The sequence below is a fragment of the Clostridium sp. DSM 17811 genome (assembly GCF_018861905.1).
In the GTDB taxonomy this organism is placed as follows: Bacteria; Bacillota; Clostridia; order Clostridiales; family Clostridiaceae; genus Clostridium_AD; species Clostridium_AD frigoriphilum.
The window spans coordinates 35,666-59,009 of the sequence record NZ_JAHLDU010000003.1 but is presented as its reverse complement, the minus strand read 5'-3'; the positions used below and the strand labels follow the sequence as shown (position 1 = coordinate 59,009).

Annotated in this window: 34 protein-coding genes; 2 read left to right on the top strand and 32 right to left on the bottom strand. The window is 29.1% G+C overall.

What is annotated here, in order from left to right; translation table 11 throughout:
* Positions 1-28: 28 nt before the first annotated feature.
* The 31 genes from KPL44_RS05605 to KPL44_RS05460 form a co-directional block, all read right to left on the bottom strand.
* Entirely contained in the window at positions 29-1,885 is a 1,857-nt protein-coding gene (locus tag KPL44_RS05605; protein ID WP_216247927.1) for a phage tail length tape measure family protein, read from the bottom strand.
* 3 nt (positions 1,886-1,888) lie between these two features.
* Positions 1,889-2,023 (bottom strand): hypothetical protein, encoded by a 135-nt coding sequence (locus KPL44_RS25720; RefSeq protein WP_301182939.1) that lies wholly within the window; start codon positions 2,021-2,023, stop codon positions 1,889-1,891.
* A gap of 26 nt (positions 2,024-2,049) precedes the next feature.
* The gene (locus tag KPL44_RS05600; protein ID WP_216247926.1) at positions 2,050-2,457 is read right to left on the bottom strand and encodes a phage tail assembly chaperone; all 408 of its coding nucleotides are present in this window, start codon (positions 2,455-2,457) and stop codon (positions 2,050-2,052) included.
* Between the two features lie 42 nt (positions 2,458-2,499).
* Positions 2,500-2,934: a phage tail tube protein gene (locus KPL44_RS05595; RefSeq protein WP_216247925.1), complete on the bottom strand. Its 435-nt coding sequence runs from the start codon at positions 2,932-2,934 to the stop codon at positions 2,500-2,502.
* 15 nt (positions 2,935-2,949) lie between these two features.
* On the bottom strand, positions 2,950-4,020 hold the full coding sequence (locus KPL44_RS05590; RefSeq protein WP_253201640.1) for a phage tail sheath subtilisin-like domain-containing protein: 1,071 nt from the start codon (positions 4,018-4,020) through the stop codon (positions 2,950-2,952).
* Positions 4,021-4,024: 4 nt separating this feature from the next.
* Positions 4,025-4,444, bottom strand: coding sequence for a phage tail terminator family protein (locus KPL44_RS05585; protein WP_216247924.1), 420 nt, complete (start codon positions 4,442-4,444; stop codon positions 4,025-4,027).
* On the bottom strand, positions 4,441-4,821 hold the full coding sequence (locus KPL44_RS05580; protein WP_216247923.1) for a hypothetical protein: 381 nt from the start codon (positions 4,819-4,821) through the stop codon (positions 4,441-4,443). The genes KPL44_RS05585 and KPL44_RS05580 overlap by 4 nt, the downstream gene beginning before the upstream one ends.
* Positions 4,814-5,119 carry a hypothetical protein gene (locus KPL44_RS05575; protein ID WP_216247922.1) on the bottom strand — a complete coding sequence of 102 codons (306 nt, stop codon included), beginning with the start codon at positions 5,117-5,119 and terminating at the stop codon, positions 4,814-4,816. Before KPL44_RS05575 ends, KPL44_RS05580 begins: the two co-directional genes overlap by 8 nt.
* A 2-nt stretch (positions 5,120-5,121) precedes the next feature.
* Positions 5,122-5,418, bottom strand: a complete 297-nt coding sequence (locus tag KPL44_RS05570) for a phage head-tail connector protein (RefSeq protein ID WP_216247921.1) — start codon at positions 5,416-5,418, stop codon at positions 5,122-5,124.
* Between the two features lie 56 nt (positions 5,419-5,474).
* Positions 5,475-6,290 carry a P22 phage major capsid protein family protein gene (locus KPL44_RS05565; protein WP_216247920.1) on the bottom strand — a complete coding sequence of 272 codons (816 nt, stop codon included), beginning with the start codon at positions 6,288-6,290 and terminating at the stop codon, positions 5,475-5,477.
* 66 nt (positions 6,291-6,356) lie between these two features.
* The gene (locus KPL44_RS05560) at positions 6,357-6,977 is read right to left on the bottom strand and encodes a DUF4355 domain-containing protein (protein WP_216247919.1); all 621 of its coding nucleotides are present in this window, start codon (positions 6,975-6,977) and stop codon (positions 6,357-6,359) included.
* 147 nt (positions 6,978-7,124) lie between these two features.
* Positions 7,125-7,997 (bottom strand): minor capsid protein, encoded by an 873-nt coding sequence (locus tag KPL44_RS05555; RefSeq protein ID WP_216247918.1) that lies wholly within the window; start codon positions 7,995-7,997, stop codon positions 7,125-7,127.
* Entirely contained in the window at positions 7,997-9,295 is a 1,299-nt protein-coding gene (locus KPL44_RS05550) for a phage portal protein (protein ID WP_216247917.1), read from the bottom strand. The genes KPL44_RS05555 and KPL44_RS05550 overlap by 1 nt, the downstream gene beginning before the upstream one ends.
* A gap of 14 nt (positions 9,296-9,309) precedes the next feature.
* Positions 9,310-10,569, bottom strand: a complete 1,260-nt coding sequence (locus tag KPL44_RS05545) for a PBSX family phage terminase large subunit (RefSeq protein ID WP_216247916.1) — start codon at positions 10,567-10,569, stop codon at positions 9,310-9,312.
* A 374-nt stretch (positions 10,570-10,943) separates the two neighbouring features.
* Positions 10,944-11,408 (bottom strand): terminase small subunit, encoded by a 465-nt coding sequence (locus KPL44_RS05540; protein WP_216247915.1) that lies wholly within the window; start codon positions 11,406-11,408, stop codon positions 10,944-10,946.
* Between the two features lie 134 nt (positions 11,409-11,542).
* Positions 11,543-11,902, bottom strand: coding sequence for a DUF4236 domain-containing protein (locus KPL44_RS05535; protein ID WP_216247914.1), 360 nt, complete (start codon positions 11,900-11,902; stop codon positions 11,543-11,545).
* Positions 11,903-11,961: 59 nt separating this feature from the next.
* Positions 11,962-12,165 carry a hypothetical protein gene (locus tag KPL44_RS05530; protein WP_216247913.1) on the bottom strand — a complete coding sequence of 68 codons (204 nt, stop codon included), beginning with the start codon at positions 12,163-12,165 and terminating at the stop codon, positions 11,962-11,964.
* Positions 12,165-12,473, bottom strand: coding sequence for a hypothetical protein (locus KPL44_RS05525; RefSeq protein ID WP_216247912.1), 309 nt, complete (start codon positions 12,471-12,473; stop codon positions 12,165-12,167). The genes KPL44_RS05530 and KPL44_RS05525 overlap by 1 nt, the downstream gene beginning before the upstream one ends.
* Positions 12,474-12,489: 16 nt before the next feature.
* Positions 12,490-12,684, bottom strand: a complete 195-nt coding sequence (locus tag KPL44_RS05520) for a hypothetical protein (protein ID WP_216247911.1) — start codon at positions 12,682-12,684, stop codon at positions 12,490-12,492.
* Positions 12,685-12,751: 67 nt separating this feature from the next.
* Entirely contained in the window at positions 12,752-13,054 is a 303-nt protein-coding gene (locus tag KPL44_RS05515) for a hypothetical protein (protein ID WP_216247910.1), read from the bottom strand.
* Entirely contained in the window at positions 13,055-13,234 is a 180-nt protein-coding gene (locus tag KPL44_RS05510; protein ID WP_216247909.1) for a hypothetical protein, read from the bottom strand. It abuts the gene before it with no gap.
* A 290-nt stretch (positions 13,235-13,524) separates the two neighbouring features.
* Positions 13,525-14,139, bottom strand: coding sequence for a hypothetical protein (locus tag KPL44_RS05505; protein ID WP_216247908.1), 615 nt, complete (start codon positions 14,137-14,139; stop codon positions 13,525-13,527).
* 642 nt (positions 14,140-14,781) lie between these two features.
* A complete protein-coding gene (locus KPL44_RS05500; protein ID WP_216247907.1) occupies positions 14,782-17,769 on the bottom strand; it encodes a hypothetical protein in 2,988 nt (995 codons plus the stop codon).
* Positions 17,770-17,831: 62 nt separating this feature from the next.
* A complete protein-coding gene (locus KPL44_RS05495) occupies positions 17,832-18,002 on the bottom strand; it encodes a hypothetical protein (RefSeq protein WP_216247906.1) in 171 nt (56 codons plus the stop codon).
* A 252-nt stretch (positions 18,003-18,254) separates the two neighbouring features.
* Positions 18,255-18,740 (bottom strand): hypothetical protein, encoded by a 486-nt coding sequence (locus tag KPL44_RS05490; protein ID WP_216247905.1) that lies wholly within the window; start codon positions 18,738-18,740, stop codon positions 18,255-18,257.
* A gap of 26 nt (positions 18,741-18,766) precedes the next feature.
* A complete protein-coding gene (locus KPL44_RS05485; protein WP_216248152.1) occupies positions 18,767-18,991 on the bottom strand; it encodes a hypothetical protein in 225 nt (74 codons plus the stop codon).
* Between the two features lie 29 nt (positions 18,992-19,020).
* The gene (locus KPL44_RS05480) at positions 19,021-19,512 is read right to left on the bottom strand and encodes a hypothetical protein (RefSeq protein WP_216247904.1); all 492 of its coding nucleotides are present in this window, start codon (positions 19,510-19,512) and stop codon (positions 19,021-19,023) included.
* 357 nt (positions 19,513-19,869) lie between these two features.
* The gene (locus KPL44_RS05475; protein ID WP_253201639.1) at positions 19,870-20,886 is read right to left on the bottom strand and encodes a tyrosine-type recombinase/integrase; all 1,017 of its coding nucleotides are present in this window, start codon (positions 20,884-20,886) and stop codon (positions 19,870-19,872) included.
* A gap of 24 nt (positions 20,887-20,910) precedes the next feature.
* The gene (locus KPL44_RS05470; protein WP_216247902.1) at positions 20,911-21,093 is read right to left on the bottom strand and encodes a hypothetical protein; all 183 of its coding nucleotides are present in this window, start codon (positions 21,091-21,093) and stop codon (positions 20,911-20,913) included.
* Positions 21,094-21,254: 161 nt separating this feature from the next.
* Positions 21,255-21,890: a helix-turn-helix domain-containing protein gene (locus KPL44_RS05465; protein WP_216247901.1), complete on the bottom strand. Its 636-nt coding sequence runs from the start codon at positions 21,888-21,890 to the stop codon at positions 21,255-21,257.
* Positions 21,891-21,996: 106 nt separating this feature from the next.
* Positions 21,997-22,239, bottom strand: coding sequence for a hypothetical protein (locus tag KPL44_RS05460; protein WP_216247900.1), 243 nt, complete (start codon positions 22,237-22,239; stop codon positions 21,997-21,999).
* A 259-nt stretch (positions 22,240-22,498) separates the two neighbouring features.
* Here KPL44_RS05460 and KPL44_RS05455 point away from each other — a divergent pair, with 259 nt between their 5' ends.
* Together KPL44_RS05455 and KPL44_RS05450 are read left to right on the top strand one after the other, a co-directional pair.
* On the top strand, positions 22,499-22,723 hold the full coding sequence (locus tag KPL44_RS05455; RefSeq protein ID WP_216247899.1) for an LLM class flavin-dependent oxidoreductase: 225 nt from the start codon (positions 22,499-22,501) through the stop codon (positions 22,721-22,723).
* Entirely contained in the window at positions 22,720-22,932 is a 213-nt protein-coding gene (locus KPL44_RS05450; protein ID WP_216247898.1) for a hypothetical protein, read from the top strand. Before KPL44_RS05455 ends, KPL44_RS05450 begins: the two co-directional genes overlap by 4 nt.
* 33 nt (positions 22,933-22,965) lie before the next feature.
* On the opposite strand, the gene KPL44_RS05445 is transcribed toward KPL44_RS05450, so the two are convergent.
* Positions 22,966-23,169, bottom strand: coding sequence for a hypothetical protein (locus KPL44_RS05445; protein WP_216247897.1), 204 nt, complete (start codon positions 23,167-23,169; stop codon positions 22,966-22,968).
* Positions 23,170-23,344 lie beyond the last annotated feature (175 nt).

Genomic DNA, 23,344 nt, shown 5'->3' with positions numbered 1-23,344 from the left:
TAAAATAAGAGTGACTATAATAGCCACTCTACATGTTTTCTAACTGTGTTAAAATTTTTTGACTTACTTTTTCACTACATAACTGGAAGAAGCTTTCTTCACCAACTACATTACTAAAGTAATTGTTGATTATAAAAGGTTGACCACTGTTTGCACCTAGTATTTTTTTAGTATTACTTGCTGTATCAACCGTTTCTCCACCTTTAAAATTAACAATTTCGGCTCCCTTTTCTCCAACTAGATGAGCACCTTTTGTTGCATATATTGTTCCCCCTGCATACGGTCTCCCTGTTAAGGGATTTATGCCTAATGTATTGCCAGTATAAGCATTAAGATTACCAGTAGCTTTTACCGACGCATTTTTCTCTTCCGTGCTTACATATTTAGTTGTTACCGTAGAAGTTTTGTCTTTTACATCTGTACCATTCCACTTAGTTAGCCAATTCCATGCTTTACTTATAGCACTCGTTATCTTATCAAAATTATCATAAATAACTACGAGAATCGCTGTGAATGGATTCATCATTAATATAAATTTTGCTACTGGATTATCCATTAACTTTTTCCAAGTTGTCGAGATCCAAGTAGAAATTGATTTCCAATGCGTAATGATTCCATATATTGCGAGACCTAGCAAAACTACTAAACCAATTACTTTAACTATAGGATTTAACCCCATTACTGTATTAAATATTCCCATTGCTACGCTTCCTGCACCAGTTGCCAGCGTTTGTATTCCTTGTGCTACATAAAGTGCTATTATGGCTACAGTTAATGCTCCATCTTTTACAATAGCTATTGCTGATAATGCATTATTTACAGCTAATCTACCATTAAGTATCAAAGCTATTCCACTCTGTATTACCCATACTGTAGTAACCCCTGCTATTGCAAGTTTAACTGCTCCCATATTATCTCTTATCCACGTTAATGCTGTTATTATAAAATTTATTCCACCTTTAGCTAAATCACTAGCTTTAGTCTTTGCATCCCCTGCACTCTTACCGAAATCAGGTAATAATTCTTGTGCGATTTGTCCAACTAATGTAGTAAATGTTTTAAACTTAGGCACAACAAAATCAATCATTCCTACTAAAACTTCTTTAATTTTGGGAACATATTTATTTACGGTTGTTGCAAATTTAGTTAAGTATGGAATCAATATCATTCCGAGTGAACTTTCAACACCACTCATACTATTTTTGAGTATTGTCATTTGTCCTGCGAAAGTCTTTGCTTTTGCGGTTGCACTTCCACCAAACTCTTTAGACAATTCAGCCAAAATTATCTTTTGTGCTTCCATTGTTTTACCACTTTTTTGTAGAGTTGTAATTTGTTCCTTTTGTTGCTTAGTAAAAGTAACTCCACTTTTTGCAAGTCTCCCCATACCTTCTGCTGGATTATTCAAAGATTTTCCTAGTAACATAACGCTACTATTTAAATCCGTTCCCATTGCTGTAGACATATCTTGAGCTGCTTTTATTGTGCTAGGAAATGTTTTACTACTTATTCCTGTAAATGTTAATAATAAACTTTCAGCTGCCATTGTTGTACCTTTACTAAATGTTGTTACTTTTGACTGTGCATCTGCTAACTTTAATAATGCACTCTGAGTCATTCCTGCTGAACCACCGGTTGACTTTAAAACTGCATCTAGTTGTGCAAGTTTTTGTTGTCCAGCTGAAGCCTTAGTTACCATATCTTTTAATCCTAATCCTAATCCAACAACTGCTCCTGCCTTTAATGCTATAGATGCTAATTTAGAAAATCCACCACCTACAGTAGCTAAAGATTTGTTCATACCACTAGTTTCCTTTTGAGCTATTTGCATTTGTTTTATGTAATTTCCACCTAGGTTGAATACAGCATTTAATTGATAAGCCATTTTTTATTCACCCCCTTGGGTTTTTGCATCATCTTTAATTTTTATTTCAGCAAAAGCACCTAATATAGTTTTGTCTCCTGCTTTTAAACTATAAAATTCAGATGGTAACATATCTTTTTCATGCCATAAATAATACATGAGACTGACATCACTATCAGTCTCAACTAGTTTTTTATATCTTCTACTGTGTCCTCACTAAATCCACTTAAATCATTTATTAGATTATATAAAGTGACTAACTCGCCAGGTAATAGTAATTTTAATAACAATTCCTTTGGTGTTACTGCTCCATAATGTTTTAGTAAAGTAGCATCTTTTAAGTTAGGTTCTGCAACTCCTGCAAGTACCATAAATGTCTGCATTTCTCCTACGTTCAAGCCTTTAATAGCACCTTTACTATCCATATCAACGGCATTCTTTTGTATTTCACTATAAGTGTCTGAATCTAATGCTTGACATTTAAACTCAACTTTGCCCTTAACTAATTTTGATAATCTTTTTAACTCCATTGTTTGAGTTGGTTTTTTAATTTTCCCAGTATCTAATCCTAATAATAAATCTATAGTGTTCATATATTACCATCCTTTTTAAAAGGGCTTTACGCCCTTGTATTTTTATATATTTTGTGGTGCAATAGTATCTAAAAATTCCCAATTTGCAAATGTAAAAGGTACATCCTCTTCTCCATTTTTCTTATTTTCCCAGTCAGCAATAGTTAATTCGTCAAAAGAAACTTCATATATAGCTACTCTTTCTGCTCCCATTGAATCTGGATCAGCTAATTTAGAAACTATAGTACAAACTGTTTGTTTTCCTGCTTTCATATTAGCTGATATTTTTATAATCATTCTTGAACTTGCTTTATGTAATTTAAGACTTCCTTTTCCTTCTAATCCTATTACTTTATTATGTGTAAATAGGTCTCCACAAAATGAAACTGGAGCTTTATTTATGGTTACTTTAGCTTGAAGTGCGATACATTCTGAAACTTTGTCTCCATCAATCCACAATTCTCCCCACGTACCGTTGATTATATCTTTAGCATTCATTAATAATTGCCTCCCTTACATTGAAATATTTAACTGTATATTTTCCATTGCATCTATAATTTTTATAGTCCCACCGATAAACACGTTATCACCAGTGTTAGCTTCTTTGATTTGTTGCTCTGTTAAGACTGATACATCAACTCCATTACTTTTTAGATAAGCTGTTTGAGCCACAACATCTATACATATAATTGGATTCTTTTCGACAAGTTGGTCAGTTACTAAACCATCAAAATATCCTAATATAGCAGAGATTAGTAAAATTTTATTGTCATATGTATTTGGTACTTTACCAATATAAGTGTCATTTGCAGTAGTTTTAATATCACTGTTTATTTGATCCATAATATCAACAACTTTTATCTTCTTAAAACTATCGCCCTTAGTTAGTGTAGTTGTTTGAAGACTATTAACTCCTCTTGCAATTTTAACTTTTGAACCATCATTTATTAATAACAATTGACCTAATGCTATTTGGGCATTAAACTCATCTGTAGTTAAGTGAGGGCAATCCGTAACTTCTGTTAATACTGCATATGTAGCACTCATCTGTAACGGTGTTCCTGCTAATACTCCTGCTATTCTTCCACAATAATCTGTAGCTGTATAAGTTTCTGTACCAACTATAGTACTGTTTGTGGCATAGTTAATAACACCCTCATGATCTCCACTAACAATTGGTAATACGGCTTTACTCTTTATGTCTTTGTTATCCCTTAAATTCTTAATCCATGTTGCAACTAATAAAGCATCTGCTGAAGTTATACTTGGAATTGCTACATAATCAAATTTAGTTCCCTCTAAGTATTTTTCACCTTCTGTATAATTTGTTGATGCTACTGGTTGTACATAAATTATCAACTTTTTAGGAACTTGAACTCCACCCTTATAAGCTAAATTAATTTGTTCTAAATTATAAGTTGAAAAGTTTGTTGGTATATCTGTTGGATCTGTTAAGACAGTAGCCCCAAGGTGTACGGAATCTTTTAATATTAATGCTACAGTTCCTCTTTGTCCTCTTACTATGGCTGTTGTTCCTGCTGTTTTAAACGATATAAATATGTTTGGTAATCCTATATTTGCCATTCTTTCACTCTCCTATATTCGTATTTAATTTGTTCATTATTTCTACTATTTCAGTATTAATATTTTCATCAAGATAATTAATTTTAAATTGAGTATGAAGTATATTTTCTACTATGTTAAAATTCAATTCTAATATGGTAAAATGTCTATCAGCCACATCTAAAGTCTTACTAAATATAAGTTGTAGAGCATCAATCATATTATAATTATCAATTTTCTTAGATTCATCGGTCAGATAAACTATATCTATTAAAGTAGATTTGTCGTATACTTCAGCATTTTGTTTTGTATGTGTTAATGGAATAATATCTATACTTAAACAAGGCTTAGTCATTTTTTCTTCATTTGTTTCACCATAGATTGTAATTCCTACTGGTATTAACATCTTAGAAATACTATGTTTTATATCAACTATTGCAATCATAAGCCAACCTTCTTTGCTAACTTCTTATAAAAATCTTCTACTTTTTCTTCAAATTTAATCTTTTCAGTAGCTTTCTTTAGCATAAATTGACCTTGTATAAATCCACCATTTTCATTAGAGTGACCATTTTCTACTGCTTCTGCATATGGAACACCTATATCAGCACCAACAACTCCTACAATTGAGTTTCCTTCTTTTATAGGCTCGTCAAAAGTAAATGATCTTTTCAAATCACCCGACAATACTGGTGTATTTAATTGTGTATCTGCAATAACTTCTTTTTCAATCTTTAGCATAAATTCCTTTGAATCTGATTCATAGTTATTCACTATATTACCTAAATCTTTAATAAAACCCTCAAATCCACTACTACTCAATTAATAACACCACCAATTCCATCCACGTTAACCAAGATATAATTTTTTGTACTTTATAAGTTAATAAACCATATTTAATAACTGTATTAATTTTAATATCAGTCTCTAAATCTGTGTATATTCTATCCGTACATATAACATCAAAGCCGTAATCCTTTTTAGCTTGTGCAGAGGAATAAGGTTGTTTATCTACGTCAATATCTTTAATCCATGTTGGAGCTGCGCTTTCTACTGTTTCACCATATTCATCCACAGTTGATGTTCTACCATATATTCCCATAGTATAATTATAAATCATAATTATCGCATCCTTATATGTGGAAGAGGTAATAAAGCTTTAATACTATTAGAAAGGCCATCTTCATAACTTCCCGAAACAGAACCTTGTCCAAAACTCTTTAATCCTTCATTCCCTTTTTTATTGATACATTGAACTACGTATTTAATTACTGCACCCTCATACAATGTAGTAAAATCTATGGCCTCACTTCCATTTAAGTAATTTGTAATAGCATCTTGAGCCTCTCGTATGTAGATTGTTAATAAAGCATCTTTAGTTGTTGTATTTAATATTACTTGTAAATCTTCTAATACCATTTAATCCCCTCTCTTTCATAAAAATAAAGAAGGGAAATTAAATCCCTTCTCAAATATTAAGCAAATGTAGCTGTTAAACAAGCCATTGTATCAGGTTGAACTACTTTACAACCATAGACATAAAGTCCTTTTATAGCATCTGAGAAACCCTTTTCTGGTCTATATGCTTCGACTTCTGTCACTTGACCTGCGAATGATATTGCTTCGGTAGTACCTGCCATTATAGAATATTTACCTGCTGAAACTGGAACATTATTTGATTCTCTGATTTCAAAATTAGCTACAACACCACTAACTCCACTAACTAAAACGTCAGGGTGTAATGTAAATCTTGGGTCTTTTTGTAATAGTCCAACAAATTCAGGTGGTACTATTACAAATCTACCTGTTTTAGAAACATTCTTTTTATTAAGAGCAACACCTAAATCAACAAGAGTATCATAAGCGTTTGATATTGTGATAGCTATTGGTATAGCAGAAGTTCCTACTTTAATAGTAGCTTGTGAAATAAATGTAGCCAAATACTGGTCTAATACATCAGCTACAGCTACAGATGCTCTAGTCATTCCCTTGTCAATTAAAGAAACGTTTGATTGTGCTTTATCTACATCTTCAACTTTAAAATTGAAAGATTTTCTTTGGTCAATAGTAAGTAAAATTTGACTAGAAGTTAATTCTTCGGGATCTGCTAATACTCCTGTGAAATCTGAAACTGTTACATTACCCATTTGATTTATTTTAACTGTGTCACCAAATTGTGAAATTTCACCTTCATAATCTCTGTTAACTGCATTAGGGTAAACGAAAGCTTTATCTAAATTAGCAAGTAATCGAGCACTCCAAACTGTTGGTATAAAATTTTTAACTGACATATATATTACCGTCCTTTTTCTTTTTATGTGTATTTTAAAGAGTACCAACTCTAGTTTTTAATATTGTTATTTCTTCATTGATTTTTGTACTGCATCCCAATTTGCATTAATTTCAGCAGTAGTCATTTTACTTATTTGCTCCATAGTGTATGTAACATCTGTGCCTGTACCTGTAGGTGGTTTGTATCCACCTTTAAGTCTTTCAGTAACAACTGATTCTATATGTGAAGCAAATACACTTTCTAGTGATGCTAAATTCTTAGTTGTATCTTCTTCTGTAGCTCCTACAAAAAAATCAACTAATTCTATTGGCAATTTTTTTTCTTGAGCCATTTTTAAAGCTTTATTAGTTAAATCCTTTTTAACACCATCACTTTGCATTTTATCAAGTTGTGCTTGAAGCTTAGTTAATGCTGTGTCTTTTGGATCTGCTGTAGGATTTTCTTTTGTAAATCTTTCTTGATATAATTTATCTAAGTTATTTGTTTTCCAAGTCTCTAAACTTTTTGTTGTATGTTTATCATTCTCAGAATCCATAAAACTCTTATAAGTAGCATCAGTTGTTGTTAACCCTTTAAATTGTTCTAACGTAGGTTGTACCCTAAAAGTATCTAAATAAGTTTTAACCTCTGCCTTATCTTTATTTGTAGCCATATATGTTTCTATTTCTTGTAAATTTTCTATCATAATTATTACTCCTCTTTGCACTCCTAACCCTAAGACTAGCAACACATTTTATTTGTTTTATAAATGTTTCTTTCTGTTCTACCTGCATTTAAAAGAACCCGTTGGAATACAAAATAAAAACACCCTATTTCTAAGGTGCTTCAATGTTTAATCCATATTTTTATCTGATTTCCATTGCTCATAAGTCTTATAATCAATTACTTCTTTTGTGGTATTATCCATACGCTCTGTTGGACTCCAGTCTTTATATGGAATGTTAATCCAACAACACCTACAATTTGGGTGTAAAGGTTGCTCGGGCGCAGAAGTATCATCTATATCAAAAATTTGACCATCTAAAGTTGCATCTTCCTCTGCTGTCTTATCATCTAAAGTTGCACTCCACATATGTTGATTAATTCCTGTATTTACTGCTATATCTACCGAAGCCTGTCCTTGAATACGTGCATTTTCTGTATGTACTAATCTCTGAGAATCATAAGCTGTAGTATTAAATGTATTCTTAATATCACGGGCCAATTTATCTATGGTCGTATTCCCATTCATACAATCAACTAAACCTTTATGTAATTTATCTATCATATCGGCTTTATTAGTCCATATTCTATCACTGAACATTTCACCCTTAAATTTAGTATTAACAGCATTATCTACATACTCTTTTTTGATTATCTTGAAGTTTTGCTTCAATATGAAGCCATTCTTATGATAAGTTTCTTCATATATAGATGATAATATAGAAGTAACTTTTTCAACTTCACTATTTCCTAAATTCTTTCCCATAGTTTTAAGAGTTTTATCAATTCCTACACTAGCTTTTTCTTTAGCGGTCATTTTTAGTAATCCATCTATTGAGTATTTTATAAACATTGCACCTATAATAACTTCAATATCATCCAAAGACTTCTTTTGTTCGCTATATACTGATTTCATCTCTTCATCACTATAGTCATAACCCTCTTGTACTATTTGCTCGACTTGTTTCTGATAATTAGTATCAACTTTCTTCTTTTTAACCATTATTTAGCCTCCACCACATCTGGAACAGTAGAATTAACTGGTATAGTTGGATTTAATAAGTCATTACCTATTGAATTAGCTTTATCCTCTAAATCTTTTTGTTTCTCCTCAGCTTCAGGCGAATCTATAAAACTATAGAGACCATAACCAGTTTTACGTGATATATTAGGATTTTGACTAAGAATTTGAGAAGCTAATAGATTATCAGACGGAATATTAGCTGTAATCTTTATTAAAATATCTTTCCAAGAGAAATCTGATCCAACTTTAATCTTTAAATATTCAAAAATAAATTTTATCCTGACTTTTAAGCAATCAGTCATCGCTGTGATATCATCGCCAACCTTTTGATTCATTGCCATCATAGTCCCTTGCAATGCTAAACTTGAAGTATTGCTTGATAGTGGATTATTAAAGTTTAAATGTGATGCTTGTTGATATATATTATCTTGTAATATATTAATTGTAGACTCAAATGACACTTCTGTAGATTGAACCCATCTTACATCTCCCTCTCCACTTGTTGTTATAGTTGCATTTTCTTTCATAGTGTCCATCTGTTCAGGACTTGGATCACAGTTTTTAAAGTGTAAATATTTAGTTCTTAAATCGCTATTTAAATTTGTTTGATCACTTAAATTTGTACAATATGCATCTTCAAGTCCACTCAATTTAGAATATAAACTTTCGCTTATAGAACCTATTTTACAAATTCCTACTGGAATACTAGAAAATATATTACCATCTATATCTCCAATTTGTACGAATGTTCCATTTACCTTGTAATGTATAATAGAATCATCCGTATATACATCTGCAAATACATCAACTGTATTAAATTTCTTCTTAAAAAACCTTATAAATAATTGTATATTCCCAAAGTCATCTTGTAAGATATATGAATTTTGTGGAGTACATATTAATGAAGCGAAATCTCCATTAGAATTTATGTAATGTAAAGAATAGGCTTCTTGAAATATAAGAGCTTGTTTTAATAATTCTTTATTATATCCTTCGCTATAATTTCTTAGGGCTAATCTAATTGAATCCACCGCTGCTTTATTACCAGTATGGCTACTATATGTAACCTTATTTAAACAGCAATAATTAGCTTCTTCTTGTATGAACTTCATAATATAATTATTATCAGCAAATAAATTTGACCTAGATTTAATTTTCTTATAATTTCTTTTACTATCTGTATCGCCGTCATAATATCTGAGCATTTTATCATATATTATTTTTTTTGTATCATACTCAATTTTAATAGCCTTGAGTAATTCTGTAGATACTTCCATATTGTCACTCCTCTCTAAAAATTAACATTAAATACTTTTATCGTACCCATTGTATTAACTGGATTTACTGCATATCTAAGTGCATCAATTCCATGATTAAATTTATCAATAGGTACATTTATATATATTCCGTTCTTATCCTTTTTCCAAGTATAGTTACTAAATTCTTCAATCATATGTAAATTTCTACTATGTATAATAATATTGAATTGTTGTAGATATTGGATTCCATTTAATATAGAATCTCTACCTTTAGTTGCAGGAATTACTCGCTCAAGTCCGTTCTTTTTTAATTCTTCTATTGATTTAGGTTCTGCTGAATCACATACAATCTTTTCTTTTTGATATGCTAATTCAGTAACCTTTTTAGCTATCTCATCGTTTGTTAAACCCTTTTGTTGAAACTCATCGAATATCCATAGCTTCTTATCTACTCTATCTATAAGAGCACATACAAAGGCTGTAGGATCATTCGTATAACCAAAATCTAAACCAAATACTGCCTCTATATTATTTTTAATATCATCTTTTAAAATAGCCTTATAATCAAAACAAGCATCAGTCCAATTATTAAATATTAATTTATCTAGTGTGGCAAATTCTCCCAATACATAAACTTTATAATAAACTGGATTAGAAATTTCATATTCTTTTATTGAATCTATGTACTCCTGAGGTAAGAATATATTATCCTTATAAGTTGTATGCAAAATTATTGTTGATTTTTTATCATACTCACTTGCAAACCATTTTAAATATACCCAATTTGCTTTAGATACTGGATTAAACATACAATGAACTTGATTATAAGGATTCTTAGAACGTAGTCTTAAATTTAATTGAGTAAAATCATCTAAAGATATTTCTGTACATTCCTCAATTATGATGTCATCAATATTAGCAATAGATTTAATTTTTTCACTGTCCTCAAGTCCTTTGAAAATAAATTGGGATCCATTAGGTAATACAATTGTTAAAAGTGTTTCTCTAATTTCACATTGATCATATAAATTCCAATCCGCTAAGATAGATTTAAATAAAGCAAAAGTTGAGAATCTTAAAGTGTTATCTACTTTTCTAACAACTAAACATAATCTATTCGCATATTTTAAATACTTGAATATCATTTTCTGAATAACAAATTGACTTTTTCCACTTCCTGCTCCACCATAATAAACATTAAACCTATGTGAATAATCTTCAAGGTGAGGCAAGTATGATGGATTAAACATTTTCTTTGTAATATGAAATTGTGTTAATGGTGACTTAGCCATATACTCACACTCCTCTTTAAATTATTATTGATTATTTTAGGGGTCAATAAAAAAACATATAAAAAAAATAATGATAGACAACTACCCCACTTTCAGAATTCCTATAAGAAAGGGTACGGTACAATCATTATTTTATATAATTTATAAATATGAACAAACTATTAATGTCGTTAAATAATCTTTTCACGACATTATTATAGTCTACAAACCCATTGCCTTGGTTAATCTAAATATTAATGACATTATTATCTTATTATATGTATATTGTGTTAACATACTATGTATATACTATGAATATATACACCATCTATCTCCTATTTCCCCCACTATATAACAATGTTACTTATAATACATTCGTTTCATTCACTATATACTTAGTCTTCTAATGTAACATTGATAGTACTACCATTAGATGTAACATCCTTATGCTCTACTAATAGTCCCATATACTGTGCTAATAGTTGTGATGCCTTGATCCTATCACTATGTCGTGCCTTCTCATTGAATGCTATTGATTTAATATTGTTAACCAGTTCACCCACAGTTAGCCCTACATTATCTGTATAACTATCTAATAGTGCATTGATGTATGCCTTTACGTGAACGTTCGTTAATAACTTAGATGCCATTACTTTAGCTGATTCAGGCTCTATATGCTCGCCATATGCCCTTATATAAGATGCTGAACCATTAAGATCAATAAGATATTCAACACAGAAGTTCTTCATGTTATCGTTCAAGTATTCAACATCTTTCTTAATTACTTTCTCTTTACTATTACCTTTACTCTTAGTAGTAACCTTCTTAGTTATTTTATCTTTTAATATTCTTGTTGCCATTATTTATCACCCCACTTTTATATATTGTATTACTATATTACTGTTCCGTTAACCTAGTACACTCCATAAAAAAAGAACATCATTATTAAATGACATCCTCAAACTATCTATTATGTATTCTATTATAATTACATTTATTTACTCTTATTAAGTCCAATATTAAATAGTAAACTTAATACAAATATACATATACCTATTATTTTAAATCCAACTGCACATGCTACTACACTTATTACGCTTATATGAATCATATTTACCTTTTTCATAGATACATTATTACTATATTTACTATTAACTTTAGTTGAATTAAGTTTATGTTGATCACTATAATAAACTCCAGTTCCAGGTATTCCTACACTTTTTCTAACAATACCCTTAGTATTCACACTAACTCTGGCACCTTTAACTCCTCCAGATAAACTAACACCACTTTTACTAAGATTAATTCTAGCAAACTTTCCTAAACTAATTGATTTCCTGAAACGGAATCCCATAATATAACACCTCTTTCCATTAATTATACTACTATCTCATCAACAAAAAAAGGGCTAAATTAAATATATTCTAGGAACTTATTTAAAACTTTAATATACACATTTAATATTTCCTTGTCTGTTATAAATTCTTCATCATTTGATTCCAGCGCTGTCTCTATCATATCCTCATATTCTTTTTCTATTGAATCCAATGTTATAGCCTTACACATGCTTATGTAGTTTGTTGTTAATAAATCTATTGTTCTTTCTGTATTTGTCATTAATTATCACTCTCCATTAACTTATTTTCTTTAATAACTTGATACATTATTTCACTTAATCCATCAACTATATCTTCATTATCATTTTGTTCATTCAATCCCAAAGAATTAAATAACCCATGTACAACTTCATGTAAAAATACTACATTCCCATAATCCTCTGATATATTATTACTTTCTAGTCTAATTACATTTGCATTGTAATTTATTTGTCCTAATAGATCATTACCCTCAGCATCTTGTAAATCCTTAACATACACTACTTTATATTTTCTCCATCCAATTTTAATACTTTTGGGTATTTTCATTAATAATCACTCTCCACTAATTTATTATTGAATATATAGCAATGATTGCTAAAAGACCTATAGCTATTAATGCAGGGATCCATAATGGACTTAATATCCACAGCCAACTCCATGTAATATAATTTGTTAATTTTAATCCAACAAATAGAACCGTTAACAAACCACAAAATCCTATTCCATTACTTGACGAATTTGAATTGTTTTCACTCATTAATAAACCTCCATTTATTTACACGACAAAAAAGGATACTCAAATTATTTTGAATACCCTTATATTATTAAATTGTTCTTACAAATCCCTTATAATCCAAGTTTGAATCTATGATTACGAATCCTTGCCCAAAAACTCCACCGAGTTTGTAATCCGTTGAATATATGCAGTTAAAGTCTTTAAACTCTTTTAAACCTTCAATCATTTTTAACATAGATTCAAGATTGTCCTTACAACTTTCGTCTGTCTCTATGTCTTTTAATGCACTCGCTATTACCTCTTTTACTGTAGCAATAGGATGATCTTTCATATCCAGTAATTCCATATTTATGTTCTTAATGCAGAAATCATTTAACTCGTCAATATTCATTTATAACAATCCTCCAGTTAATGTCTTTATAGCTGCTATACCATCATCAGTAATATTTTTCATTATCTTGTCATGCTCTAATTTATCTATTTTTATTTCTAAGCTTAATTTTTGATATTCTAACATTAAAACCTTCATTTCCAGTGCTGCACATTTCATTTCCCAATCTATATTTGTCATTATTTACTCCTCCTGATTTTAAGTGCTCCCCAAATCGGGGGAGCTTGATAATGTTCTATGTGCTTACTTTCATAGAGGCATATATATTATAATGATATAATTGTACTATGTGTTGGTATGACCCTGTGTGCCCTCTATAAGATATGTTAAAGATTATATAGAACGTAATTGTACCGCCCCTCTAATCTTTTATGTCGGTTTTTAGTAATTACATTTATTTTTTAATTATCGTATATTTATTTGATTATGTGCTATAATATTAATGTAGTATAAAATTGGTATAATTATATCTACGCAACAAACGAAGGTTTAATAGGTTCAAGATGTATCCATTTATTAATTCCTATGTGATAGATATATGTACTCTTAATCGCATATTCTGAATATAATTCTTGTATCTGTATTGGTGTATATCCATTGAGTTTTAACCATAATATTTCTCTTATCATTAATTCACTATATTTAGAATTCGGATTCTTTTTGCCCAAATTTGCTTTTCTTCTTTTTAATGTAGTTGCTGCATTTTTATTACTTGAGTGTTTCTTTACAAACATTTGAGAATTACATATACTTTTCTTATACAAATCTATATAAAACTTTTCCAATATTCCTAAAACAACTTGTAGATCTTCCTTTTGTTTTACACTCATATCTTTTACTGATTCATTGTGTTCTGATTCTTTAATTACTTCAAAAACTAACACACCTAAATCATATTTTTCTTGTAATATGGCTTTATTTGTAGTTGAATATAAACCTCTCTTTAGATTGTACAAATGTCTCGAAAGTGCATCATTAACTTCAATTCCTGAACCAATATATAAATATTCTTCAGTATCTTTTACTCTCATTCCGTATACTCCGGCAACATTGACAATTCCATTAACATTCATTAAATTTTTCATAATATTATTCTCCTATGGCGCTTTTAAAGGTAAGCCCGAAACTTAAAGCATTAATATATATAAGAGGACAGTTAAGTCCTTATAATTCAAACTAAAATGAGCAAGGATAAAACAAAGGTTAATTAACAAGAAAAACCTTATGTAGTTTTATCCCAGGCTATCTTCATCTATAGCCTTATACCTTTTTATGGGAGTGCTTATCATGTTATTCGTTGCTTTGGAGGATGAGGGTAACGTTCCATCATAATGAAAAAAGAACAATTAAGTCCTTATGTCAATTAATTAATAAATTAACTCATATAAAGATTTATTTTTTTATATTGTGTTGACATTTTATTTAGTTAGTGGTATTATTTATATGTATAAAGTTTTTGAACATAAAAAATATAAAAAAGAAGCCTAAATTAATAAGCTACTTTATTAGGAATCTAATTCTCATTCAATTCCTCATTTTTTATTTCTGTCTAATAGTCTTTGATATTGGGCTATTACTTAGGTTTTAAATCTTTTCGGATTAGTGATAATAACATAAATAATTACATTACTCTCCCACCTTATAGAATAATAGTGCATAATAAAACAACCTACCTTAGACTAGTCATAGACTTGTTTTCTAAGATAGATTATTAAAAGGTGTACGATTTATGCACATATTTTGTTATATTTTACATCATATACATTAATCTCTCCATTTTCATCTCTTACTATTGTGCCGCTTATATTAGGTTTTATCTTTAAACATGATAGAAATTTAGCTGAATCAATAGAATATAATGTCTTTAATAAATTTCTACCTATTTTCTTATACTCTTGATATTCCAATGTGTGAAACGAATCTGATAATCTTTTTACGATAGTATAAACCATTTCTGCGGTTATTTCTATTTTACTGATTTCATCTAAGGATACTTTTCTTATTTCCTCTATTTGTCTAAATTTTTCCTTTCCCGTATCTTTACTCTTACATATATTAGATATCCCTATCTGCATATGTTTTACTTTTATAATTATGTTTTGTATTTTCTTTCTGTCTGCTTTTTTACCTTTCATTTTAATTAATAAACTCTTTAGAGTAATATTTCCATTCTCATCATCACGATCTTTCCTTGGATTAATTTCTTTATCTGACATTATACTAACAAGATAATCCATTCCACATTCAAACCATATAAACTTATACTCTCTGCCACCATCAAGATGCTTGAAAAATTTAGGCCTTATTCCAACATTCTTAGTTTTACCTTCTCTTATGATTGTTCCTCTACCCAAGTAACCTTTTTCTCTAATTTTCTTCATTTCTCCATCAATATTTACCGGACTAGACTTCTTGCAGCTATCAATAATTACGCAACTTAGAATATTTAAAGTAGATATATCTGTAAATAACTTTAATAAGTCTTCCTCGGATGCTCCATTAAACTTCTTAGTCCAATAAACCGAATTCAACATTTGAACTAAATTAATACATTCTCCTATTTTTCCCTGAGCACATTTTATGTCTGTATCCGTTAAATCTTTTGCGTTGTACCCTCTGGAAATTTTAGTTTTAGGAGTAAAGTCTGTACTAACTAAGAATCTTTTTATCTCCTGACCATTAACTATAATAGTTTCATCCAAGGCCTTACAATGAATTGTTAGTATAGTTTCATTTGATATAAGCATCTGATCTGCATCAAAATCCATTGACGATTCAAGCTCGCATATATTCCATCCTATAGCCGAAATGAATATAACATTTTCACTCTTTACATTAAAATAATCTGCTAATATACCAGGTGTAATATTCTTTAATACTGTCATATTTGACATCGTTGGTTGAGGTGATCTCACCCCTAGTACATTCTCTAATGGCTTATATTTTGCAGTATAACATTCACCTATTCCTATGGTGCTACTTACTCCATCCCATTTACCTATAGAACATAACAGATACTCATACAATGAATTTACAACGGTGGCATATGTACCATTAATTAATATATGCCCTTTCTTAACATTCTTTATATAATTACTGATAACTTCATACCTAAATTGTCTGCAAATCCTAGTCTTAGCGAAATTTTCATTAATTTTCAGCATAGATAATATCATATCAGAATTCGTTTTAATACTATCTAATTGAGTTAATTCTTCTTCGGTTGCTTCTTTCTCTATATCATCTTCATTTTCTACAGGATCTAATCCGCCATCTTTAATTATCCCTAAATGAAGCTTGAAAACAGATATATCATTCTTTAATAACCTTATATACTCTAATGTATTTTTTAATAAATCTTTAGTAGAATTAAAGTCCATTCCAAGCGTATTTATAAGCTGATAATGTGATTGAGCCATTCCATTAAAGTTAGATTGTGGCTTTTCATATTTGCAAATTGCCCAGTTAGGCAGCATAACTTTTTTCCATTCTTCAAAAGTACCATATTTGAGATATTTGATTGATGATTTAGTACAAATTAATTTTATTTGGTTTATATCTGTAGCTGTAGTCTCACCTTTCAATTGAGATATTTCAGTTATGTTATTATCTTTGAAGAATTTTTGAATGTCTGTATTAACTCCTAATCCTTTATAAAATGTATTCCTAATCTGTAGTATAGCTTTATCTTCATAACCTTTTTCAATAAATATTGATTTACAAAGCAACGCTTCACCATCAAAAAGTACATTTGATATAGATTTCTTAGCAACATTAGTAGATAAATCTCCACTTATTATGTTTTTATTCTCGTCTTTAACTTCATTTATTAATTCTGTGGCCATTACTGTATCTTCAAATGTACTTGTAGCTTCAGGAATTAATAAAATATTCTCAGCTTTTAACGCAAAAGTATCAATTATAGAAGATGAAATTAAAGAAACATAACTTTCAAGACTTGGAAGATCCAATTCTTCATTGTTTAAATATTGTATTCCACACATGCACCAATTAATTAATTTGTTATAATAGTCTTTGCTTACAAAATTAATCTTCCCAACTCTAGCTGAACCAGAACTTCTTAGAAATCTAACAAAATTAGTATTTATTCCATTAACATTTACATTAAATCCATTCTCATAAAGTTTTTCTCTTAGCGTATTAGTAGATAAACTATATTTATTTTTTATTAATGTAATTTTATCTTGAACATTTGTAATATCCTTATTAATTGATGTTATTTTATCATTGATCTTTTTTAATTCACTCTTTAATATTTCAGTTTTATCTGAATTTAATATCACCTTAGATTCTAATCTCTTAATTTTACCGTTAATATTATTCTTAGCTTTCATATGTCTTGATCTTTCCGCTTTAAGAATATCTAATACAATAAGCATACTATTATATTGTTCGTCTTTTTCATCTTTCAACATTATGCTATTATCAATTGCATAATTGAAATTTACTGTAATAATATTATTGGAATAATATCTATGTGTTACCCTATTGAATTTTACAATCTTAGTATTCATTTCCTGAAGATGTATGGTTAATAGTGAATAATCCATACTACCTTTATATTTTCTTAAGATTCTATACCCTTGTCCCTTTAATATTTCCACTTTTTTATAATTTGTTTTATCTACTATAGCACACATTCCTGTAATTACGTCCTTAGCCTCTATTGATAATATTTGTATATTTTTATTCATATTAGTAAGCCTCCCATAAATTTTGATTTATTTACATTTTGATATTATTTATTAGGTGTTGATTATTCATTTCTGTCATTTATTTCTGTTACTTTTCTAAGTAATTCTTCAGTTTCTTCAAAGCAGAATACAGTAAGCCAGCTCTTAAGCCTATTTTGTTCTGTATATAGTAGATTTTCTCCATTGCATATTAACTCTATTGCAATGGATTTTTTGAATATTTTCTTCGTCATTTTGATATCACTCCTAATTATTATTTAATTGCTGTATATTTACTCTTGGCGGTTCTTCTCCGACAAGAAAAGGTTTTAACTACTATTAATCTTAAAAATCTAATCCATTGAATGTTAATGGAAATCCCAAAATAGTTCTTTATAATTAGTTCTTAATACCTAGTTCTTAATACTAGTTCTTTATTATCTGCGTATATGGACGATATTAGTTCATATTGTGCTCATAGTCGTTCATATCGTGTCCATGTTAGTTCACATCGTACCGACTGCATTGTCTAGGGGCTTGAGAACACTTTTAGTCTTATTTAACTTGGTTTTATCCTTTATATTTTGCTCTTGAATTTCTTTCCTTTTAGACTCTGCCTGAGCACATAAATGCTTTAATATCTTAGGAATACTATTAGACATTTTGAAATATCTAATCCGCGGCATACTTCTCGTTGTTGTATATTCTATAAAACCATATTCTCGCAACTTCTTGATCGCTGTTATTTGTTCTCTTTTAGTTAACCCAGTATTAATTTCCATACTTGGTACTGTATAAAAGAATTCACCATATTCATTTAATTCATCCTGAGCTTTATAGAAATCATATCTATCACATAATTCTTCTAGCAACCCTGTACAATTAAATCCTAATACTCTACTAAATTTTCTTGTTACTGGTATAAATCCACCTTTATCATCCATAAACAGATCTTTTAATGTTGTGTTTTTAATTTCTGTATTTTTCACCATGATATATAATTTCTCCTCTCGATATATTATTTATTTTTGTGTAATTGAGTATAAAATGTTATTGCAGTTTTTAATAAATCTGTGTTTGGGAATAGATATATAAATTCTTGTTTTAGTGTTCTATCAGGAACTTCCCTAAAATTAAATCCAAGGGTGTATAAATAATCTCTTAATCTTATATTTTTAATAACGTACTCCATGATACGATCAACCTCCTCATTTTTTGCACTGGTCTTTTTTGTATACCCCAAGGGAAACTCCCCCTTAGGATTTATTTTATTTAATGTCTTAAACTTTTTTCTACCATCTCATAAAGTTCCTTATGTTTCTGAATTAAAGCTTCAGGAAGATAAGTTTTTAATTCTGCAAAATCTTGAATTTTACTTGATAATGTAGATTGAGATGCATTACCTAATGCAGACATAGAATTCTGCAATTTCAACTTTGGTACGCAACAGCTTGTACTATCATTTTTTTCAGATTCAAGTATTAGTTTCCTCAATAGAGTGAGTCCAAAATCATTAATTTCACAACAATTATAATCATCTTTATCAGCATCGAATTCTATATATACTGCTTCATCTTTAAGTCTAAAAAGTTTCATATCATCCAAAGCTACAACTTCTTTGCTTGTCTCTTCATCCATATCAGTTAAAACTAAAGTTTCCTTTTCAAAATCAAGTCTGTACTTATAACATAACTGGTTAAAATTGTTACATACCTCTTTTGCAAATTCTAATGTTAGTATTTCTGTTCTTTTTAATTCGTTCATAAAATATCTCCTCTTCATTCTATATTTTTGTAAAAACCAGTAAATTATGTGGTTTTTCACTTTTAATAAGGGCTTTTATCGGTTGGTATCACTATGTTTCTAAAAACATGCAACTAAATAAAGATTTAGTTGCATGTTATTAAATTCTGTGGTATTATTTAAATATAGATTTTAATATGTATGAGAACCACCTCCTCAAATGAAATTTAATAGGAATATTTCTTTTGTTTTGTTTACTCTAATAAACTAACAGATTATTTGTGTTTACGTATATACTTCTATTTTATATAAAAACTATCTATTAGACAACCCTTTGTAAAATAAATATTATTCATATAAAATCTCACTTTTAATAGATTAACTTGCTTTATTAAATTCATGTATTATATTTTCTTTAGAAACTTTCGCATATATCATAGTAGTACTTATTTGTTCATGTCCTAAAATTTTAGAAATTATTGATAATTCTACTCCTGAGTTAGATAAATCAGATGCCCTTGTATGTCTTAGTTTGTGTACAAATATATTAACTTTTAATCCACTTCGTTTGGCAATATTCTTTATCTCCCTCTCAATACTCCTATCTCCAAGTCTATTGAATGGAAACTTAGATGTTAGGAATAATGCATCCCCCTCACCTTTCCTACTTACTAGATATTTTTGCATAAGTATCTTAGCTTTTATAGAAAAATATATAACTCTTTGTTTCGATCCTTTACCAACCACAACTGCTGTACGTTCTAACCAATTAATATTACTTACATTAATAGTAACCGCATCGCCCAAACGACATCCCGAGCTATATATAAACTCTACTAATGCTTTCTCTCTATCAGAAATTGCTGACTCTCTGAATATTTCCATTTCTTCAGGGGTTAATGGTTGTCTTAATTCGACTGGCTCTTTAGTTAATTTAAGTTTTTTAGAAGGATCGCTTGGAATATACCCTTCATCGGAAAGAAATCCAAAGAAAGATTTTAATGTATAAATTTGTTGGTTAGTGCTATTTGGTTTTAGTTTTGCACATCTCTGAGATAAGAACATTCTGAGATCCATACTGTCAATAGAAGCAAGTGGTTTTCTCAACATACTAGAAAATGTTATTAAATTGCGTTCATAACTCTTCAATGTTTTTGTAGCTAATCCATCTAACTTTTTACAAACTAAATAAATTTGTAATTTTTCTTCTGTATCATTATTTGTTGTAATTGCAGTACATTGAGCTGTTACGTCGTATTTATAAAGAACTTCCTCTAAAATTGACCTTACTTTTAATTGGCCTGCATGGTCTAATTGTTCAAATTCTAAGCTTAATTTTCCAACAATCTTCACAATCACCTCATTTTTACTATTTGATTCATACACTATTAACATTCCCCCATATATCATTTTTTATTTTTAAGCTGCTTTGTAATTTTTTAATTTAAGCTTTAATTCCATAAATTTTTTTTCAAGTTTTTCTTTCTTCTCAATATCTTCTTCCCTTTGATATGCCTCTTTAAAAAATAATAGACTATTTAATATATTCATTCCTTCCCAAATTTTAACCCCTGCTACTCTTGGTAATTGTTGTTTTCTCATCTTAATTTATCCCCCTATAGTTTATTTTTATTAACTTGTCTGTATTTTTAACAGATTATAAGAGATACAATTTTGTTTATAATTAAAAACTGTTACTCGGTCATGAAATTAAAGATTATATTGTGGAGTAAAATACCGATACTTTACTCCACAATATAGTTTCATTCATCCTTATATATACTAGGATTTTCCTCTCTTTCATATTTTTCTTTTGCTATTTCATAACTACTAATTAAATTAAGTAGCCTTTTTTCAAAATTTACTTGATAATCAGGAATATCTCTGTCAGTAAATGATTTAATATAAGGATCATCTTTTGTTTTAGATTTCATGTTATATAAAATCGGAGATAACATATCTGCTAAAGTGCTTGAATCAATTTTTTTTAAACTTATTATTAATTCAATATTTTCTAATATATCTAAAACAGTACTTCCATCAACAAAATCATAACAGTAGTCCTCAAATAACATATCTACTTTTTCCTTAACTTCAAGTATATCTACATGTGCATAAAGGTCTGCGGCTGCATATATCATTTCTTCGTTGTCATCCCTCACACCAATTCTATTATATATAGTTGACATAATTTTTAATTTATCTATATCAGATAAATTTGTCTGTAGTTTATCTCTTTTTACAAATAGTAGGTTTTCTAAAGTTGTTAAATACTTTTTCGGGATTTTCCTTTCACCAGAAATCCACATGCTGATATTTTGTTTTGTTATTCCTAATTTATTTGATAATTGAGTACTAGTAATTTTATGTGTTTCTAATGCAAACTCTAAACCTATCATATACACACCTCCATATGTGAACAGTTAACTTATTAACTTTATATATATTATATATCGCATTTTGTGAACTGTCAACATACTTTTTAATTATATAAATTGTTATTTCTCAATACCAATTATTTACAGAAGTAACATGTAACCACTCTTTTTTACCATAGAATTCATAATCAAATCTTAAATATTTTCCTGAGTTATCTTTTACAAATTTTATTGAGATTGGTACTATATTCTCTCTAGCATCCATTCCCCAACTTTGAAGAAAACGACCTAAGAATCCATTAAACATTTTTTGGTTTTTAGAAATTGTGTCGTACCCTTTAATGTTAGAAATATTTTTTATATCATACATACTTCTACCTCCAGTTATTCTTTTTATAAATAAATAATCCTTTTGCTGTTGGATCTATGTTATTTAATTTACAGCAATCACAGTAAGTGAATAACACATATATACTCATTCGCTCCCTCCTAGTTTTGGTTTACTTGAAACTCTATAGTTGTATATTACACCCTGTAGTTTCAAATGTCAACACTATAATGAATAAAAATATTTGTAATTGCATATAATGAAACTATAGAGTATAATATCATTAATAGGAGGTGTTAACTTGGGAGACATTAGAAATGAAATAAAAGCATATATAGCATTGAGTGGATGGACTATATCAGATATTGTAAGGGAAATAAATAACAGACATATTACTGAAGCTGATTATAAAGAAACTACTCCTCAGAATTTAAGTAATAAGTTAAGTAGAGGTACTATTAAATATAGTGAATCTAAAGAAATTGCTAACATTATTGGTTATAAAATTGATTGGGTAAAACTATGACAGATGAACAAACTAAAACATTAAAAGGATTATTAAATACCTTAAGATTATCTGTTATGAGTAATTCAGAATTAATTTCTGAGAATTGGAAAGATTTAGAGATGCGTCAATTGATAAGTGATATTGCTGCAAAACTTAATCCAATTAAAATGACCAGGTCAAGGATGCAGAATTATAGAAGATATATAGAAGAAAAAAAGATATTGTAATGATTACAGTATCTTTTTTTCTTGTTTGTAATTTTATAGATCAACTTTAACTTCAGGTGCAATAATTTTATTCTTATTCTTTATTTTTTCATATGTTCTTTTTATCAATACGCATGGTATGCATATTAGAAAATATAGTAATTTTGCTCCATACCATACTGCATAAAAAATGCCTACTATTACAAGTATCGGAAATACTAAAAAGCCAAGACCATCCACATTACCTCCATGCCTCATGAACCTCTCCTCATATATTAATCTTATATAAATTGTATTCTATAGATCATATAATATTAATATTATTTAAGTATATATCAGTACTTTATAGTATGTTTTTAACTGTCTGTGAGAGTCTACAAGGCATTGTTCTATTGAATGTATGTAATTGTGTGTCTTAGGATTATAATGGTTT